We start from the raw sequence: 16,805 nt of genomic DNA, 5'->3' as shown, positions 1-16,805 counted from the left end.
CATATCAGGCATAGCAGAGCATATAAAAGTGAAAATTCGGAGAATAAGCCGCCCCAAAGCCGGATTTGAAAGAACAAGGCTGCGGGGGCTTATTTTTTGCAATAACGATTATATTACAATAAACGTTAGCTCTGTCACATTTTTATGTCATTCAGCTCAATTAACAATGAGCTAATATAACAGGGGTAGGTTCGGGCAAAATTTATTTACCCGGATTAAAAGTTATATATGACATCAAAAAATCAAACCCTGCGAAAAGGGCTAATGCGCATTGGCGCGATAGCTATAGCAGGATGCATCAGTGCCTCGGCTATGGGGCAAAACTCAAAACATGTTAACCCGTTTACGGCCAAACCCATCGCATCACCGCCACCGGTTGCCAGCCTTACAGATGGCGTATGGCTTAAAGGCGAGCTGCATATGCACTCCAGGCATAGCAAAGAATCGTCGAATAACTCTATCGCTAAAATAATAGCCTTTTGCAAATCTGCAAGGATCGACTACCTGGCCATAACGGATCATGATAACCATGTAGATGGCGACGTAGCCCACAACACCTGGACCGATCCTGAATTTAAATCAGACTCGGTATTATTACTTTATGCTGCCGAGTGGACAACCACCCGTGGCCACGGTAACGCTTTTTCGGCCAAACCTTATGATCATCAGCAGCTTTACGATGTACGCGATCAGCGCGATACAGTGGTTGGGCGAATCAAAAATAAGTTGGGCATCCATCTTTCGGCTAACCATCCAAGTGGTAAAGACCATTTTGGGTATTCGTATGATATGGTAAACTCTATCGAAGTATGGAATTCGGCCATCTGGTCAAAAAACGCTAACGCCGTAATGATCTGGGATGATATGCTTTCATCGGGCCGCAAGCTTACCGGCAGGGGTGGGAGCGATGCGCATCATGGCGTACCTGTTGGCGATGAAAAGGCAGGACCAAACACCTACCAGGCTAAAGCCAATTATGCCGGCACACCAACCACCTGGGTATTTGCAAAAAAACGCACAGTGCAGGCTGTGATAGATGCATTGACAAACGGCAGGGTATCGATAAGTTCAAACCCTTATGCTCCGCGGGTTGAATTTTATGCCGATTTAAACGGCGACGATAAAATGGATGCAATGATGGGAGATAACGTAAAGGCTACCGGCAAAGCGGTTAAGTTTAGCGTAAAGCTAACCGGAAGCAGTATTAAGGATACAACCTATACTGTTAATGTGGTAAAAAACGGCAATCCGTTTAATACTTATAAAATGAATGGAAAAACGCCTGTTATTGATTTTACTGATACACCGGCGCTAACAGGTCGTACGTATTACAGGGTTACGGTGGAGGGGCCGTCAACACCATATCCGCAGGTGCCGCAATCGGCTGCGTTGAGCGGGAACATGGTTGGGCTTTCAAATCCCATCTGTTTTAATTTCGATCCAAACTTTTAACAGGTATAAGAAATAAAAGCCGCACACGAGCTTACTGTGTACGGCTTAAGCATATATAACTATTAACTAAAAGAACGAAGCTGCAAAGTATTAGTTTATGGGTTTATAGGTGTAGGTTTCTGGTTGAAAAAAAATTGAGCAAGTACAGATGGGCCAATTAATTCCGATATTGGAGCATCATCAGGCAGATAAGGTTTGATGCAATCTGTCGGCCTGATAACGTTGTCAATTCGGTTACGATAATTGGTTTGGTAAATAAAACTAAGGAGAGATTTTTGCCTCTCCTTAGTTTTGAATCTGATGTTACTTGTGTTTGATAGTTTCTTCAACAACGCGATCACCCGTACCAGCCGGATACCTGTAGTTAAGGATAAAGCTTCTTGATGACGGATCGTAAGTGCTTTTCTTACCAGCTACAGGCAATAATGGCTGAGTAGCACTAACGTTACCCGAAACAGTTACCTCGTTGGTAGCTTCGTTCACAGTTAAGATCATTGAACCGCCGATATCACCAATTTCTGTACTTACCGAAGTTGCGCCGGCTGTGGTAAGGGTTTTATCCCTGTCGATAGCGCGGTCGCCATTTACCGGGTGGTGGAAGGTACCTGTTGAGTGGTATGCACCATCATACTTGTTTTTAATAGCAAAGAAGGAGTACAGGGTATCTTTGCTTGCCGCATGTACGGTTAAACCGGCTGCATCAGTAATAGTATAAGCCAAAGCGTACTTTTTGGTCAGATCAAACTTGGCGCCATTCAATTTAATGGTAAAGTAGTTCTGAAAATCGCCCGGAGCAAACTTGGCGCTCAGGTTTCCGGCTGCATCAGCGGTAACCTTGGGGCTGCTGATGGTGTAAAGGCTTGTTGGCAGCAATTCATATGCGGTACCGTTATCATCGTTGTATTTATCGATGGCGGCAGGTAACGCCTTTAAGGTAATTGTTTGATCTTTTTGCAAATCGGCGGCGCTCTTGGCATCGCGTTTTATCGAAAACACATCAACGGTTTTGATATCGGTAAACGGATCAAAAAAGTGTGGTTGCTCCAACCCATCAGGGAAGCCGATAAATGAAAGGCCATTATTAAGGGCTTCTGTTGTGATCTTATCAGCAGTGGTTTCTTTTCTGCAGCCTGTAAAGGCAACCGCAGAGCAAATACCGGCAATAAGTAAGTATTTAAATGATATATTCTTTTTCATGTTCGTGTCTGTTTTAAAAATGATCAATTGCCACCATCCCACCATACTTTTGTATCCTGGCTGTCGCCGCCCATACGTGCTGCAGCAGCAGTTACATTTTTGCCGTTGGTGCTGTACTCATCAGGTACATAAACAAAACGACGTACAATCTGACCGGAAGAGTTGGTGTGGTCAGGAGCCGGAGTCAGAAGAGGGAAACCTGATTTTCTCCAGATATTCCAGGCCATGTGGCCGTCCGGATAGCTGGCAACCCAGCGTTGGGTTGAGATTAGTTTAATATCTAAACTATTACTATTCTCTTTTATAAGTTTAGCAGCGAAAGTTGCTCCGGTTCCATCGCCGTCCAGTCCCCACTGGTCAAACGATGTTTTGATGCCGTTTGTAAAATCAGTGGCAACGACTTCCGTAGTCCAACCCAAACTGGCAGCTTCAGATCTGGCAAGCCATACTTCAGCAGCGGTAATCAATGTTACAGAACCATTTTCCAGCCTCTTATCGCCGCGTAAAACACGGGCCCAGTTTGGATTGGCATCTGTAAAGGCGGTAACCGCTAAACGTGCTAAACCATAAGGCACACCAACGTCGGAAGTCCCTAACCTGCCGGGTTGCTCGCTATCGCCTCCAAACAAGGCCTGACGCGGATCGGATGTTGACTTAGTATAGTCGGTAAGGGTTTTTGATTCAGCAAAGTCCTTACGACCATTGTAAAGGTTCCACCATGGGCTTTTGTATGGGCCGCCCGGATATTTCAGGATGAAGTTTTGTTCATAATTTTCGATAACACCCGATGCAATTGCCTCTTTAACAGATGTTGAACCCAAGGCTGAAACGCTCGCTACTTTCGACATTTGTACTGAGATAAGCAATTTTAACGAGTTTGCCATTCTTTTCCACGAAGCAACGTCGCCGCCATAAATCAGGTCGCCGCTTATTGGCGATGAATCAAACGAGTTGATAGCGGTTGTAAGCGTACTCAACATGCCTTTGTAAATATCCTGCTGCGCATCAAATTTAGGTGTGATGTTTGCAGAGCCCTGCAGTGCTTCGCTATACGGAATATCACCCCAAGAGTCGGTCATGATCCAAAAAATGTACTGTTGCAATATTTTGGCAACATTAACCATGTTTTTGTTAGGGTTTAGCCTGATAATGATTTGCAGGTTGTTAAGGTTACCACCGTAGTTACCTGCAAACGAGTTTTGAGGCAAATTATAAAGTGAGGTACCTGAATACTGTGTTTCGGTAAAATACTGGGCATACTGGCCACCGCTTATAGCTTCGGTGCCGGTTGAGGCATAACCGCCTAAACCCACTTCAACGTTTGATAGCAACGCCGATGGAATAGGCGTTACGGTTGCTCCGGGGTTGTTGTTAACATCACCAAAGTCTTTAATTTTATTACAGCCCGCACCAAACAATGTGAGTGCGCTTGCTATGGTGTATAAATATATCTTTTTCATTTTTTTATCTCTCTGATATCCCTAAATCGTTAAAATGTTACTCGCAGGTTAAAGCCTATACCCCTTGTACCAGGATACTGTGCAGTTTCACCTTCTGTTGCGGTGATCTCCGATGGATCGAAATCTTTTGATTTGGCGTATATTAACAATAAGTTACGGCCTGTAAGCTCAAACCTTGCCGATTGTAAGGTTTTGCCCAAACCCCATTTCTTGATAGGGAGGTTATAACCCAACGCTACCTCACGCAATTTGATGAAGGTAAGATCGTAGATATAAGGATCGTAAGTTTTGTTGTTGGTTAAGCCCTGGTAGTATGCTTTTGCGTCAACATAGTAAGTAACAGGGTTGTTGTTGGCATCAACACCGGTAACTTTAACACCACCGCCATCTTCAACAGGGTCACGTACCGATAAGCCTTTGTCGTTAAGTGCTGCTGTATTTGCAGTTAAACCACTAAACTGGCCCCACCTGTTCGACAGGGATACGAATTTACCGCCAAACTGATAATCTACGTTAACATTCAGGATAAAGTCTTTAAAAACGGTGAATGAGTTTTGCAAACCACCTGTGTATTTAGGTAATGCGCTGCCAAAGTAAACGTTAGGATCATTTTGGTACATACCTGATGCGGTAAGGATTGGTACGCCATTAGCATTGCGTTTAATACCGTTACCGTAAATCTGGCCCCACCATTTGCCTTTCTGATTGATAAGGTATGGCATATCTGTACCCCAAACACCTGCCACCTGCACGCGGTCAACACCGTATTTGTCGCTAATTTCGGTTACGGTATTGTCAATTAACTGCGCGAAGTTGGCATTAATTGTCCAGCTAAAGTTTGGAAGTTTAATAGGGGTACCACCAGCCATTAACTCTAAACCTTTTCTTTTAATAGCACCTACGTTGGTTTGAATAAATGATACACCGCTTGCCCTGTTTACATTAAGCGATTGCGGGAAATCTTTATCTTTTGCAGCGTAATAGGTTGCACCAAAAGTAGCTCTGTCGTTAAGGAAACCAAGGTTAAAACCAACCTCTACAGTTTCGGTAGTGCTACCATGCAGGTTTGGATCAACAAAGTTGTTCGGACCGCCTTGCAGCAGGTAGCCGTTAAATTTGTTGGCGGCCACGCCGTAAACCACGTTGTTTACATAAGCACCAAAGGTTTCGGTACCGGTACTTAAAGCGCGCGGAATCTGGCCCCATGAAGCCCTTACTTTACCAAAGCTCAGCCAGTCTCTGTATCCCGGAAGTAATTCGCTGAAGATGAATGAACCACCAAATGATTTTGATAATACTGAGTTAGCGCCATTGGCTTTTGGTAATGTTGAGTACCAGTCGTTACGTAAGGTACCGTCAACATACACTATCGATTTGTAGCCAATGGAAGCTTTGCCAAACACGGCACGATATTGCTCCTGCGTGCGGCCGTTACCTACCGAAACCGGATCTACCGAGTTTGATATTGAATAGAGGTTTGGTACGCTTAAGCCGTTTACAGTACTTGCAGAGTTATCTTTGTAGCTCCAGTTGTAAATATCAGTACCGGCGTTGGCGTTTACGTGGAAATCTTTGATCTGCTTGTTATAGCTTAACAAGGTTTCGTAGTTTTCGCGGTTCGAGTAACTGTTTGACGTACCGTAGGCAGCCTTCTGGCCGGTTTGGGTACCGCTGGCTTGAATTTCAGACGAGATTTTACCCTCGTTCCAGGTATTGGTTTGGTTACGGCGGTAGGTTACTTTAAAGTTTAAATCTTTATTGATGTTGTACTGGAAGTAAACCGAGCCATAAAAACGATCTCTCTGGTTAAGGTTTCTCCATTGTTTTTGCCATAAATACGGGTTATACCAGTAGTTACCTGCATAAAACTGATCAGGGTGTGCCGGATCGTATGAGTTTGGATTTTGGTGGTTCCAGCTCACGTAGGTACCATCAGGAGATTTTAAATCCTGTAACTCCTTCATAATACCCATATCCAAATCACGGTGGAACCATGAGTTGAACGAACCGCTGGTTGCGCTTGCATAAGCATCGCTGATCTGTCCGTTAAGCTGGGTACCTACAAAGTTGATGTTGGCACCTGCACTGAAATGCTTGTTCAGATCTAAGTTAACGTTCAGGTTGAAGATGTTTTTATTCAACTTGGTTTCAGGTACAATACCACGGGTGTTTTGGTTGTTGTAGCTCATCCTTACGTTATAGTCGTCGCCGGCTTTGCTGAAAGCGATACCGTTGTTAAGTGCGATACCCGTTTGGAAGAAGTCTTTCGCGTTATCAGGTTCAGGGTTCCATTTAGCAGTTTTGAATGAATATTTTGTACCTGCAGCCCATGCATACCATGGAATATATTCCTGGCCAACCATGCGCGGGCCCCAGCTGCTATCATCGGTATAATCAGGATAGTATTTACCGTCAAGCGCTTTCCAGCCTTCAGGATCGCCTTGTTTCCAGTGGTACTGGATAAAATCTGCCGATGCACCACCACCATAAGTGTTTTGGTAGTTAGGCAGGATGTAAGCACGGTCAAAGTTGGCGCCAACATTCAGCTCGATGCCTGTACCACGACCTTTTTTGCCTTTTTTAGAAGTCATAACGATAGCACCGAATGCACCTTGCGAACCAAATTGTGCCGAAGCCGCCGGACCTTCCAATATCGACACAGATTCCATATCATCTGGGTTAAGGTCGTCTGAGTTTGGCAAAATGGTACCGTCAACCACATAAAGCGGGTTGTTGCCGCTACCAAAACCCACAGCGCCACGAAGCCTGATATTGGTACCACGACCCAAAGCAGCAGCCGACTGGCTACGTACCTGGATACCGGCAACTTTACCAGCCAATGCGTTGTTGATGTTGGGCTGACGAATAGTGTTCAACTCGTCCGACTTTACTACCTGGGCGGCATAAGAAGCAGAACGGGAAGTTTGCTTGGTACCATAAGCACCCGAAATCACAACTTCGGATAACTTATTGGCTGCACTTTCCAATTTAACGTCCAGGGGGCCGTTGCCAATTTCAACAGTACGGGAAGTGTAACCGATAAAGCTAAAGCTTAATGATTTTGCCGAAGAGGGAACGTTCAATACAAATTGGCCATTTGCATTGGTCTGGGTACCGAGGGTTGTCCCCGTAACCCGGATGGATACGCCAGGCAGCGGTAGTCCATCATCTTTCGAAGTTACCCGGCCGGTAACTGTTTTGTTTTGTGCATGTGCCACACTAATAAATAGCATGAACAAACACCAGCTTGCGAGTAGGAGTTTTTTCATTATTAAAAATCAGTTTTAGTTAATACTCAAAACTACAATTTTTGCAATAAAATGAAAAAAAACTTGAAAAAAGTTCAAGATTGGTGTTAATGTATTAAAATATGTATAAAAAATCAGATAAAACATTTTATCTGATGTAAATTTAATATTGATTTTGCTTTTAATTCATTTAAAATTCACGGAATTGTTTAGAGAACTATAGGTTGAGGCGGTAATGTGATAAAATAGGCGACGTTTTTAATGATATATTAATAATAACCATTCAGTTTTATCAATATCACCTAAAAAGAACTCATTATTGTGTCATTTATGAGTAATTTTTAATTTTTTTGAGAAGAGTTATGCTTTGGGGGTATGACGAAGTAGCGGGGGTGAGTGTATTTTTTTTGCAATACCTGGCTTTTTGCGGGTATAATTAAGTTTTTGGTAAAACCTTTTACCTATTTTTTATTATTATAAAAACTGTATATTTTTATTTGTAGCTGATTTTTAGAGTGTTGTGTTATGGTTATTGAATATTTTTTTAATTATATTTTTTATTTTAATATTTATTTAGTGTTCTATCTGGATGGATCTTTTAGATTCTCGCTCTTTTTTTTGTGTTAAATTTCAAAATTACTGTCTATATTTTAAAAACTTGTCGATTTTATGATGGTTTTTTTAAAAATATACGATGGTATTTGATAAAATGCTATCAGCGGTAGTTTGTTTTAATTTATTTTATTTCTAATGCGATTTTAATCTAAAATATAGTACGAATGTTTTGACTGTTTATTGTATGTTGGTTGTTTATCTAATCATTTTGTTCGCAATTACTGATGTTTTGCAGTTGAAGTTGTTTTTTTTGGACAATTTTATTTCGATTTTTGGTGTTTTGTGCTGTTTTATTGGGTAATTATTAGTGTTTGCTTTTAATAACCTGATAATTATCCTGCAATGTTCAGTAACAGAGGTGATAATGTACTCAGCCACGTGAATACGAAAAGTATCGCTTTGAGGAATAATAACCTGGGTTGTTATAAAAGGAATGGAGTGTAGACAATGGCATTAAATAGGGATGGCGTTGTGGGATGTTTTGATAGGTTGCCGAAAATGTTCTGAACTTTAAATCTGTTGTGGAGGGTACAGTGGCTTTGCATTTTAATCTTACCTTTTTCATGTATCCCACAATTAATACCGCATGATTGCCCGGACTTGTAACAATCTGGTGCTCCCGGCTATAATATCGGGGTTGCCGGGCCAGGGTGGCACTGCCTGCCGAGGTTGATTTTGGTTTATTGATATTCAGCCCGACGAAGATGTAGGTACGTTTAACAGGGGTTGCCGGCAATAGCTTATGTTTAACATCCCGGGTTAAAGTTGAGGTTTCGGTAAAAAAACTGAATTTTAACGGGGCTGTGATATGAACCCTGCGTAAATCCCTTGCAGGGGCCTGCTGACAAGCATTGATTTTTCTTGTTAAGGGTGCTTTTGAGGCCGGTAATACTATCGCTCTCTCGGTCATGGTGTCGCGCGATAGGGCTATGATGCAAAAAAGCATTATTATAATTGTGCAAATAATGTATTCCATTGCTTTGGAAGGTTAGTAATGATGTTGCTGTGTTCATTGCCAGCCAACTTTTAGTCGGCATTAATTGGTTTACCGCACAGTGGCTGGTTTATAACACAATTTTAGGTACCCGGAAAAAAGTGTACAATACAAAGCAGTTTGTATTTCTGTGGCAGGAGATAAAGCATAGCTTTACATCTGCTAACACCAATTAAATGACAGCCGGAAAATTATCAGTGATCATTGCGGATGATCATACCTTATTTATAAACGGGCTTTGCATGCTGCTGCAAAGTGAGCCGGATATTGAGATTATGAATGTAGCCTCCAACGGCAAAGAGGTACTGCAACTATTGCACAGCAATCGTATCCCCGATTTGGTATTGCTTGATATTAATATGCCCGGCATTAATGGCTTTGAAGTGCTTAAACGGATCCGGGCTTATTATGGCAAGGTAAAAGTGGTAATGTTATCTACCTATAATGAAGAGCATTTGATTGAAAAGGCCCGTACCGAAGGAGCCAATGGCTATTTGTTTAAAAATGCCGAAAAGGATGAATTAATTAGAGTGATGCGCAAGGTAAATGAGGGCGAACTGTGTTTTCCGCATAAAAAGGAGGCCGTTCATTCAGGTTTTGATGAGCCCGACCTGTTCCTGAAACAGTTTCAGCTTACCAAGCGCGAAATGGAGCTGCTGCAGCTCATTAAACAAAACCTTACCAATCAGCAAATGGCCGATCAGCTGCATCTGAGCATTTATACCGTTGAAACGCATCGTAAAAACATTATGCAAAAGCTAAACCTTAAAAACCCGGTAGAGCTTAACAGGTTTATTATGCAAAATAACCTATAGCACTTTATTACCAACAGGGATATATACCGATACCAATGTTCCTTTACCAGGTTCTGAAATAAATTCAACCTTACCTTTTAAAAAATTAATACGCGATTTTAGGTTGTTTAGTCCCATTCCGTTATAAACTTCGGGGCGGGTTGTATCAAAGCCTTTGCCGTTATCTTCAATGGTAAGGCTAATTTCCTCTTCTGTTCTGATAAGCGAAATATCGAGCCTGGTGGCATTGGCATGCTTCATTACATTGTTTACACTCTCCTGTAATACCCGGTATAAAATAATCTCGATGGTATCATCAAAAGGTGCGTCAAAGCCTTTACTAAAAAAGTTTATAGCTATAAAGCCGGTATCGATGTTTGAAATAAATTGTTTAATTACCTGCGCCAGTCCTGTTTTATGCAGGGCCCAGGGCGCCATGTTGTGCGATATGGTGCGTACTTCCCTAAAACCGTTGTCAACCAAATCTATCGCTTTTTTAAAGCGTGCCTTCTGGTCGTCATTATCAAAAGGTAATTCATCGCCAATTACCGTTAGATTTATTTTTGCTGCCGATATAATCTGGCTTACGCTATCATGCAAATCCTGGGCAATCCGCCGCCGTTCGCTTTCTTCGGTAGCTATGATGGCCTGCATGGCTATGTTGCGTTGCCTTAACTTAAGTTGTTTATAGTAAAAGAAGCCGGCAAACATCATCAGTAAAATAAAAATAAAAGATCCCGCCATCCAGTAGTTGCGCTTGGTTATTTCAAACTGCTGTTTCAGTACCTGGTCTTCCCGTTGGGTTATCTCGTATTTGGTTTGCAGCTGATCCACCGTTTGGGAGCCTTTGGTATTACTTAGGGCATTTGCTTCCACATGCTTTTTTAAATAAATAAGCGATTGTTTGTAATCGGCCTCCAGTTCATATAAATCAGCAATTTCGTAAGCAGCGCTGCTTTGCATATCAGTATAATGGATCTGGGCCGAAAATTGCAGGCTGCTTTTCAAGGCATCAAGCGCCTCCGGATACATTTGTTTATTTTTATATAAAATTCCGAGATTGAAGTAATTGATGGATAGTGCCAGCGTATCGTTCAGTGTCTTTTTTACCTCGATGGTTTTTAAGATATCGGCAGCCGAGTCGTTTTTTTGCCTGATGCTCCCCATCACATCTCCCATAAAATTATGGCTGTAAGCCTCTGTGGTGCTTGCTTTGGTTTTCTCAACCAGCATTAACGAATCCCTGATATCAAACGATTGTCTGAAATAATTAAGGGCCTCACGATAGTTGCCGGTTGTTTCGTATAATGATCCAACCTGGTTTAGTACCGTCATTAATTGCTGCCGGGATCCGGTTTTGGGAGCAAGGGCGATAGCTTTATTGTAAAATTCAAATGCCTTATCGTAATGTTTGAGTTTAGCATAGGCGGCGGCCAGGCTGATATAATCGGCAGTTAGGGTATCCTGTTTATTTAGCTTATTGAAAACCTGTTCGGCCCGGTTATAATAAAAGGCCGCCGAATCATAACTGCCGTTGAGGTAATAGGAGTTTGCAATAGTTTTCAAAAGCATACCGGCAGCAGCCTGGTTTTTTAACCCGGATGCGATATTTAGGCCCTGCATTGCTATAGGGCCAAGTTGTTTTTTTGCTTTTGCCGGCGATTGTTTAATAATCAGCGTGATAGCATTGAGTTGTTTTTGCGCGGGTAAGTTGCTAAACGCTATTTTTTTTAAACTATCGGTATTTTGACCGAAGCACGGAAGTGTAGCTAAACCCAGTAAAAGCAATAGTATATGTTTCATGTACAGGTATATAGCCCGGTTAAAGTTAACGAATTAGGTGCTATAGTCAAAAAGTTACCCGTACGGCGCTGGTTTTGCAAGATAATGCCCGGTGTTAGTAAATAATGATAACCAGTGCAGAAAGTACTGCCAATACAAAAAAGATTATTTGACGCTGCCTTGCACCAAGCAAACACGGTATGCGGCCGGTACCTTTTAATTTATTGAATTTTAGCCTGTACATGGCCGATAATCCTACAAAAGTTAATGACATGCAGCCCATCAGGTAATTTAAATTGCTTTCCATAATTTTTTAATTTTTAGGTGAAACCTGCTGAAATACGCTGCGTCGGGGTTTTGCGTGAATAGCACCGCGCTTATTTCGTTATTTGTTTTTTGGTTTTATTTGATAAAGCAATTTTAGCGAGTACCTGAAGGGTGTACAATACAAAGCAGTTGGTATTTTAATATGAGGTTGTTAGGCTTAGCTTTACAAAAGATTAATAACCCGAATCAGGCCTAAAAAAGAACGCCTGATTTGAGTGTTTAAAGAAAGGCTTGCAGGTAAAAGTTGGGAAGTAGGTAATTGATAAAAAAAGTTAACTTTATTAACACAGATCAATATAAAATTAAGAGAGAGGAGCCTCTGAATTATCAATTACCAAACCTTGTTAAATAATTTAAAAGGCTGTTTATAAGCTGCTGGTGTAACTAAAGCAGTTAACCTTTTGTATAAATGAATAATTAAAACCGAAATATCATATATGTTCCGTCAACCTGAAAGGATCAGAGGCCGAAGTAAATTAATACCGATTTTACTTTTGGCTGCAATTACCGTTTGCGTAAACCGAACGGTAGCCCAAACCCGTAACAACCAGTCGGACTGGAATGTGCCGCCGCCTGTAATTCCCGGTACTATTACTAAAGGTAGTACCAATAAAAACGGTGCTGCTAATAATAAACAGATTACTTTAACGCTTACCGATGTTCCGGTGGTTTCGCAACCGGCTGTTTCGCCTGTGCCTGTGCCGGTACTTGCAGCAGTATCAACAACGCCACCACCGGTAAACGCTCCCGACCAGCCTTTGACAGGCCAGGACGGGTTGCCCGATATACCATCGCCTGATGCACCCGAAGCACCTGCTTTGCCTAAGCAAAGCCTTAAAGATTTGCCGGTTGCCACCTCATCGATGATTGATTTGCCTTTACCCGAATCGCCCGAATTGCCTCCGGCTCCAACCGAGCCAACACCTTCGGGAGTGTCAGGAATTTCAAACGGCTCTGTACCCTTAATGCCTAATCTTTTTGATTCGTTTCCGCTGTCATTAAATTCTGCCGATGTTATCCCATGGTCAGTACCGGTACTTCCGGAAAGCCTGAGCTTTAAGCTGATTATGCCGGCCGATGAAAAAAACAGCAAGCCCGGCGGCAAAGCGATAAAAAGGAATAAACCTCACGCGCCGCGACGGAAATAATCAAAAAAAAAGACATCATGTAGATATGCCGAAGGGCACTATCACAAAATCATCAAAATGAAAACTACCCCAACCAAGTTAAAATATATATTCATCCTCATAACAGCCTGCATCAGCAGCTTTGCTTACGGGCAGGTACGATTTAAGCAGGGCGATGAATTTCAAAGGCAGGTAATTGCCAAATCCAACTGCGTATTACAGCGCGGTGGTCAAACACTGAATGTAAGTTCGGTGTCGATAGCCACCAAATTATATAAAGTAACCGATGCTTCTGATAGGGGAGCTTCTGTTACCATCAGTACTGATAAATTGATTGATACAATTAATGCTATGAACCAGGTTATGGTTTATCATTCGGGCCGCCCGGTTGATCCTAATTCAATCATCCAGGCAGGGCTCCAAAAGTTGTTTAATGCCCAGGCAAGTGTATCAGTAAATAATAAAGGTGAGATAGTGGCGGTTAAACGCCCGGCTATGGCGAATGATACCCTGTTATCATTTGCAGGTATCCAGCCTGAAAACTTATCTGCAGGCAGTACATTGCCTTTTATGGTTAACTTTCCGGTAAATCCATCGCTTAAAAAAGGCTATACCTGGAAAACCAGCACATCATCAGCCGAAATTAATTACACCATTTATGCAGCTAACAGTTTAACCACCACCATTACCTATAAAGTATCGGTTTTAGGCGGAAGCCTTAACAGCCGGATAAACGGAACAATGCTGATTGATAATAATACAGGTATGGTGTTAAAACGCTATTCGCAAAGCGTATCTACCGGTTACGAAATGGTAAATGGTATTGTTTATACCGCTACCCGCCGTACAGCAGTTACCGAAATTTGTAATAAAAAATAAACAGATAGCGAAGCATCTTCTTCAACAAGCCCGAGACGACTACACTGCGTGAGGAAGATGCTTCATTATCGTTTATTCATAATATTGAGGATATTATTTATCCTGTTTTACCTCGCACTATAGATATAGTGGAATCAGGCTCTCAAAGCCTCTGCATTTTAGCTTTTCGATAAATCCTCTTAGGAAGGCACTCTTCAGTTATAACTACGTAATAATATTTTTATTCATATTGGTTAATATTTATGTGTTTATACGCAAAATATTAAAGCGGTAGATATACGCTTGAACTGCCTTGCCAGGCCTCATACCTTTATAATGAAAATGATACCCGGGAATTTCATTTTTAGTATTTAAACCTGATGAGTAAAAAGCGAGGCTGGTAAAAACACAAATGGCCGCTGCTTTTAAACCTGTGGTTTGTATGCTTAAAAATGTGGAATTCAGCTACCACATAAAAAAACGGGTCTACCTGTGAAGGCAAATATTGCAGGGGCGTACATCCGAAAAGCCAAACGAGTAGGAAAAACACACATCTAAATCATGGCAACAATTAATGTATTAATCGCAGTGGACGGAGCAGCATTGGCTACAGCAGGCTTTCCGGTTGGTTCGGCCGATTCTCCAAACAATTTAGGTTCTTACGGCACATCAAACGTGTACATAGCAATGGTAGCTCCTAACAGCTACGTAAGTAACGGAACCCAGGGCCAGTCAGAATTACAGATCAGCGCCGATGGTGGCGACACCATTGAATGGGCAATCACTACGTTCGATAATAATTTTGATCAGACAGCGTATTTATACAACGGATCATTCAACCCCTCAACAGCTATCAACACACCGTTGTCGTATGCCTGCGGCGAGGCCTACGCTTATTTGGCTACCGGTAACCCGCCTGCGGCTTCTCCGTCAAAATTTATTAACCAGGTAAGTACAGTATCGGGCACTATTTTGCAGCTCGGTCTCACCATCCAGTATACATTATCTTTTGTATTGGTAAACAACTCAAATGGCCAGATCATCGGCTACTTTTCATGGGATCCATTTATTAACGTTAATTAAGCGGAAGCATCCGGCTAAACAACGGTTATAAACCTATTTCTTATCATGAGCCCTGTTTAAAGATTGTTTATGCGGGGGAATTAATAAACGGGGTTGCATTACAAAAAGGCAGCCCCGTTTTTACTTTTAAAATAATAGTTGATTATATGTTCATTTGCAGCATAATCATATCTTTCAGCATTACACCGTTATCAAATATCGGCGCGGGATAATTATCAATAAAGAAATTTGTTTTTACGCCGGCTTTAGTAAAACCATTCTTTTCATAAAAAACTATTTCAGGTAAAGCGCAATCAGCTGTGCCAACCCAAATTTGCCGGTAACCCTGGTCTATAGCTAATTGCTTTATTTCATCAATTAATTTGCTACCGATACCCAAGCCCTGGTATTCTGTAGCTACAGCTATGTTTTTTATTTCTATTTCCTCCTGGTTTAAATGCAACAGCGCGAAAACGGCAATAGGCTTGTTATTATTCGGGCTTGTGACAATATACACCCTGCATTGATAAATGTATTTGTTAATGGCTTCAATGCTTTCATCGGCCAGTAACAACAAATCAAAAGGGATGTCATTTTCATCGCTAACTATAGCAGTTGTATATACGGGAGTGTTCATTTCTTGCTGATATTTAGCCGGGCCTGCATTCGGTGGATTAATTTTCTTTTATTTTTCTGATTAGCAAATTTGAAGCTTGCCGGCATTTATGCCCTAAGGTATGTATGGTTTGATTATTTAAAAAACAACCTCATCAAGTAAATCAATACGTTCATGTAAAATAGTATGCCATGCGCGCCTCTTTGTCTTCTTTAGTGTCATAATTTATTGATCATTAAAAAGATAACAGGATGAAAAAACACTTTCATACGCACGAACACGATAGTCCCGATACAAATAATGATGGCATCGATCGCCGGGGATTTTTAGAATGTATGGCCTGGGCGGGTACAGGCGTACTGTGGATGATGACCGGCGGGGTACTAAAATCATACGGTATGAGCCAGATGATTGACAGGGCTACCGGCGGGCTGAAAAAAGGGCTGATAGTACCTAAATCTGATTTTAGTTTTGTGCAGATCAGTGATAGCCATATCGGGTTTAGCAAAGCCGCTAACCCGGATGTTGTGGGTACGCTTAATGCCACCATCGATAAAATTAACAGTATGCCCAATGCGCCATCGTTTGTTTTACATACCGGCGATTTGTCGCACCTGGCCCAGGCCGATGAGTTTGATACCCTCGAACAATCATTAAAAAGCGTAAAAACCGAAAAGATTTTTTATGTACCCGGCGAACATGACGTAACCGATAACGGCAAGCTTTATTTGGAACGTTACGGCAAGGGTACCATAGGCGATGGCTGGTATAGTTTTGATTCGCATGGGGTACACTTTATCGGTCTGGTGAATGTAACCAACCATGTTGACGGCGGCCTTGGATACATTGGTCCGGCCCAACTCAAATGGCTTGAAAATGATTTAAAGCCACTATCCAACAGTACGCCTATTGTAGTATTTGCACACATCCCGCTTTGGGCCATCTACCCGCAATGGGGTTGGGGAACTGATGATAGCGCACAGGCACTGGCTTTACTAAAACGTTTCGGTTCAGTATCGGTGCTTAATGGTCATATTCATCAAACTATTCAAAAAGTGGAGGGTAATATTACGTTTCATACCGCTAATTCTACGGCGTTTCCGCAGCCCGCGCCGGGTGCTGCACCCTCACCCGGACCAATGAAGGTTCCGGCCGAAAAACTACGCAGTTTTCTGGGTTTAACAAGCGTAAATTATGTTGAGCATAATCACACGTTGGCAATTACCGATATGCCTTTAATAGAGGCCGATAAAGTAACCGAACAGAAGTAAGC

The 16,805-nt window shown here is 42.0% G+C and carries 13 protein-coding genes; 6 read left to right on the top strand and 7 right to left on the bottom strand.

What is annotated here, in order from left to right:
• Nucleotides 1-228 precede the first annotated feature (228 nt).
• Nucleotides 229-1,452 (top strand): CehA/McbA family metallohydrolase, encoded by a 1,224-nt coding sequence (locus tag HYN43_RS13280; RefSeq protein ID WP_205589929.1) that lies wholly within the window; start codon nucleotides 229-231, stop codon nucleotides 1,450-1,452.
• 303 nt (nucleotides 1,453-1,755) lie between these two features.
• Here the strand turns inward: HYN43_RS13280 and HYN43_RS13275 are convergent, their stop codons facing one another.
• The 4 genes from HYN43_RS13275 to HYN43_RS13260 all read right to left on the bottom strand — a co-directional run bounded on the left by HYN43_RS13275 (nucleotide 1,756) and on the right by HYN43_RS13260 (nucleotide 8,948).
• A complete protein-coding gene (locus tag HYN43_RS13275; protein ID WP_162996450.1) occupies nucleotides 1,756-2,649 on the bottom strand; it encodes a BT_3987 domain-containing protein in 894 nt (297 codons plus the stop codon).
• Nucleotides 2,650-2,672: 23 nt separating this feature from the next.
• Nucleotides 2,673-4,109 (bottom strand): SusD/RagB family nutrient-binding outer membrane lipoprotein, encoded by a 1,437-nt coding sequence (locus tag HYN43_RS13270; RefSeq protein ID WP_119409806.1) that lies wholly within the window; start codon nucleotides 4,107-4,109, stop codon nucleotides 2,673-2,675.
• A 29-nt stretch (nucleotides 4,110-4,138) separates the two neighbouring features.
• Nucleotides 4,139-7,378 (bottom strand): SusC/RagA family TonB-linked outer membrane protein, encoded by a 3,240-nt coding sequence (locus HYN43_RS13265; protein ID WP_119409805.1) that lies wholly within the window; start codon nucleotides 7,376-7,378, stop codon nucleotides 4,139-4,141.
• A gap of 964 nt (nucleotides 7,379-8,342) precedes the next feature.
• The gene (locus tag HYN43_RS13260; protein ID WP_162996449.1) at nucleotides 8,343-8,948 is read right to left on the bottom strand and encodes a hypothetical protein; all 606 of its coding nucleotides are present in this window, start codon (nucleotides 8,946-8,948) and stop codon (nucleotides 8,343-8,345) included.
• Between the two features lie 194 nt (nucleotides 8,949-9,142).
• Here HYN43_RS13260 and HYN43_RS13250 point away from each other — a divergent pair, with 194 nt between their 5' ends.
• Nucleotides 9,143-9,781, top strand: a complete 639-nt coding sequence (locus tag HYN43_RS13250) for a response regulator transcription factor (RefSeq protein WP_119409803.1) — start codon at nucleotides 9,143-9,145, stop codon at nucleotides 9,779-9,781.
• Here HYN43_RS13250 and HYN43_RS13245 read toward each other — a convergent pair.
• On the bottom strand, nucleotides 9,776-11,563 hold the full coding sequence (locus HYN43_RS13245; RefSeq protein WP_119409802.1) for a tetratricopeptide repeat-containing sensor histidine kinase: 1,788 nt from the start codon (nucleotides 11,561-11,563) through the stop codon (nucleotides 9,776-9,778). The genes HYN43_RS13250 and HYN43_RS13245 overlap by 6 nt on opposite strands.
• Before the next feature lie 94 nt (nucleotides 11,564-11,657).
• Nucleotides 11,658-11,849: a hypothetical protein gene (locus HYN43_RS13240; RefSeq protein ID WP_119409801.1), complete on the bottom strand. Its 192-nt coding sequence runs from the start codon at nucleotides 11,847-11,849 to the stop codon at nucleotides 11,658-11,660.
• Between the two features lie 514 nt (nucleotides 11,850-12,363).
• Between HYN43_RS13240 and HYN43_RS30320 the strand changes: the two genes are divergently transcribed.
• The 3 genes from HYN43_RS30320 to HYN43_RS13225 all read left to right on the top strand — a co-directional run bounded on the left by HYN43_RS30320 (nucleotide 12,364) and on the right by HYN43_RS13225 (nucleotide 14,937).
• A complete protein-coding gene (locus tag HYN43_RS30320) occupies nucleotides 12,364-13,017 on the top strand; it encodes a hypothetical protein (RefSeq protein ID WP_162996448.1) in 654 nt (217 codons plus the stop codon).
• A gap of 57 nt (nucleotides 13,018-13,074) precedes the next feature.
• Nucleotides 13,075-13,875: a hypothetical protein gene (locus HYN43_RS13230; protein ID WP_119409799.1), complete on the top strand. Its 801-nt coding sequence runs from the start codon at nucleotides 13,075-13,077 to the stop codon at nucleotides 13,873-13,875.
• Nucleotides 13,876-14,415: 540 nt separating this feature from the next.
• Nucleotides 14,416-14,937, top strand: a complete 522-nt coding sequence (locus HYN43_RS13225) for an AidA/PixA family protein (protein WP_119409798.1) — start codon at nucleotides 14,416-14,418, stop codon at nucleotides 14,935-14,937.
• Between the two features lie 142 nt (nucleotides 14,938-15,079).
• On the opposite strand, the gene HYN43_RS13220 is transcribed toward HYN43_RS13225, so the two are convergent.
• Complete coding sequence (locus tag HYN43_RS13220) at nucleotides 15,080-15,553, bottom strand: GNAT family N-acetyltransferase (RefSeq protein WP_119409797.1); 474 nt, start codon at nucleotides 15,551-15,553, stop codon at nucleotides 15,080-15,082.
• A gap of 230 nt (nucleotides 15,554-15,783) precedes the next feature.
• On the opposite strand from HYN43_RS13220, the gene HYN43_RS13215 reads away from it, so the two are divergent.
• A complete protein-coding gene (locus HYN43_RS13215) occupies nucleotides 15,784-16,803 on the top strand; it encodes a metallophosphoesterase family protein (RefSeq protein WP_119409796.1) in 1,020 nt (339 codons plus the stop codon).
• Nucleotides 16,804-16,805 lie beyond the last annotated feature (2 nt).

This window comes from Mucilaginibacter celer (assembly GCF_003576455.2).
Classification (GTDB): Bacteria; Bacteroidota; Bacteroidia; order Sphingobacteriales; family Sphingobacteriaceae; genus Mucilaginibacter; species Mucilaginibacter celer.
Note: the sequence above shows the minus strand (reverse complement) of the source record. Positions and strands in the feature narration are given on the sequence as shown.

Coding starts and splice junctions, on each gene's coding strand:
- HYN43_RS13280 (WP_205589929.1), top strand. CDS start 229: ATGACATCAAAAAATCAAACCCTGCGAAAAGGGCTAATGCGCATTGGC.
- HYN43_RS13275 (WP_162996450.1), bottom strand. CDS start 2,649: ATGAAAAAGAATATATCATTTAAATACTTACTTATTGCCGGTATTTGC.
- HYN43_RS13270 (WP_119409806.1), bottom strand. CDS start 4,109: ATGAAAAAGATATATTTATACACCATAGCAAGCGCACTCACATTGTTT.
- HYN43_RS13265 (WP_119409805.1), bottom strand. CDS start 7,378: ATGAAAAAACTCCTACTCGCAAGCTGGTGTTTGTTCATGCTATTTATT.
- HYN43_RS13260 (WP_162996449.1), bottom strand. CDS start 8,948: ATGGAATACATTATTTGCACAATTATAATAATGCTTTTTTGCATCATA.
- HYN43_RS13250 (WP_119409803.1), top strand. CDS start 9,143: ATGACAGCCGGAAAATTATCAGTGATCATTGCGGATGATCATACCTTA.
- HYN43_RS13245 (WP_119409802.1), bottom strand. CDS start 11,563: ATGAAACATATACTATTGCTTTTACTGGGTTTAGCTACACTTCCGTGC.
- HYN43_RS13240 (WP_119409801.1), bottom strand. CDS start 11,849: ATGGAAAGCAATTTAAATTACCTGATGGGCTGCATGTCATTAACTTTT.
- HYN43_RS13230 (WP_119409799.1), top strand. CDS start 13,075: ATGAAAACTACCCCAACCAAGTTAAAATATATATTCATCCTCATAACA.
- HYN43_RS13225 (WP_119409798.1), top strand. CDS start 14,416: ATGGCAACAATTAATGTATTAATCGCAGTGGACGGAGCAGCATTGGCT.
- HYN43_RS13220 (WP_119409797.1), bottom strand. CDS start 15,553: ATGAACACTCCCGTATATACAACTGCTATAGTTAGCGATGAAAATGAC.
- HYN43_RS13215 (WP_119409796.1), top strand. CDS start 15,784: ATGAAAAAACACTTTCATACGCACGAACACGATAGTCCCGATACAAAT.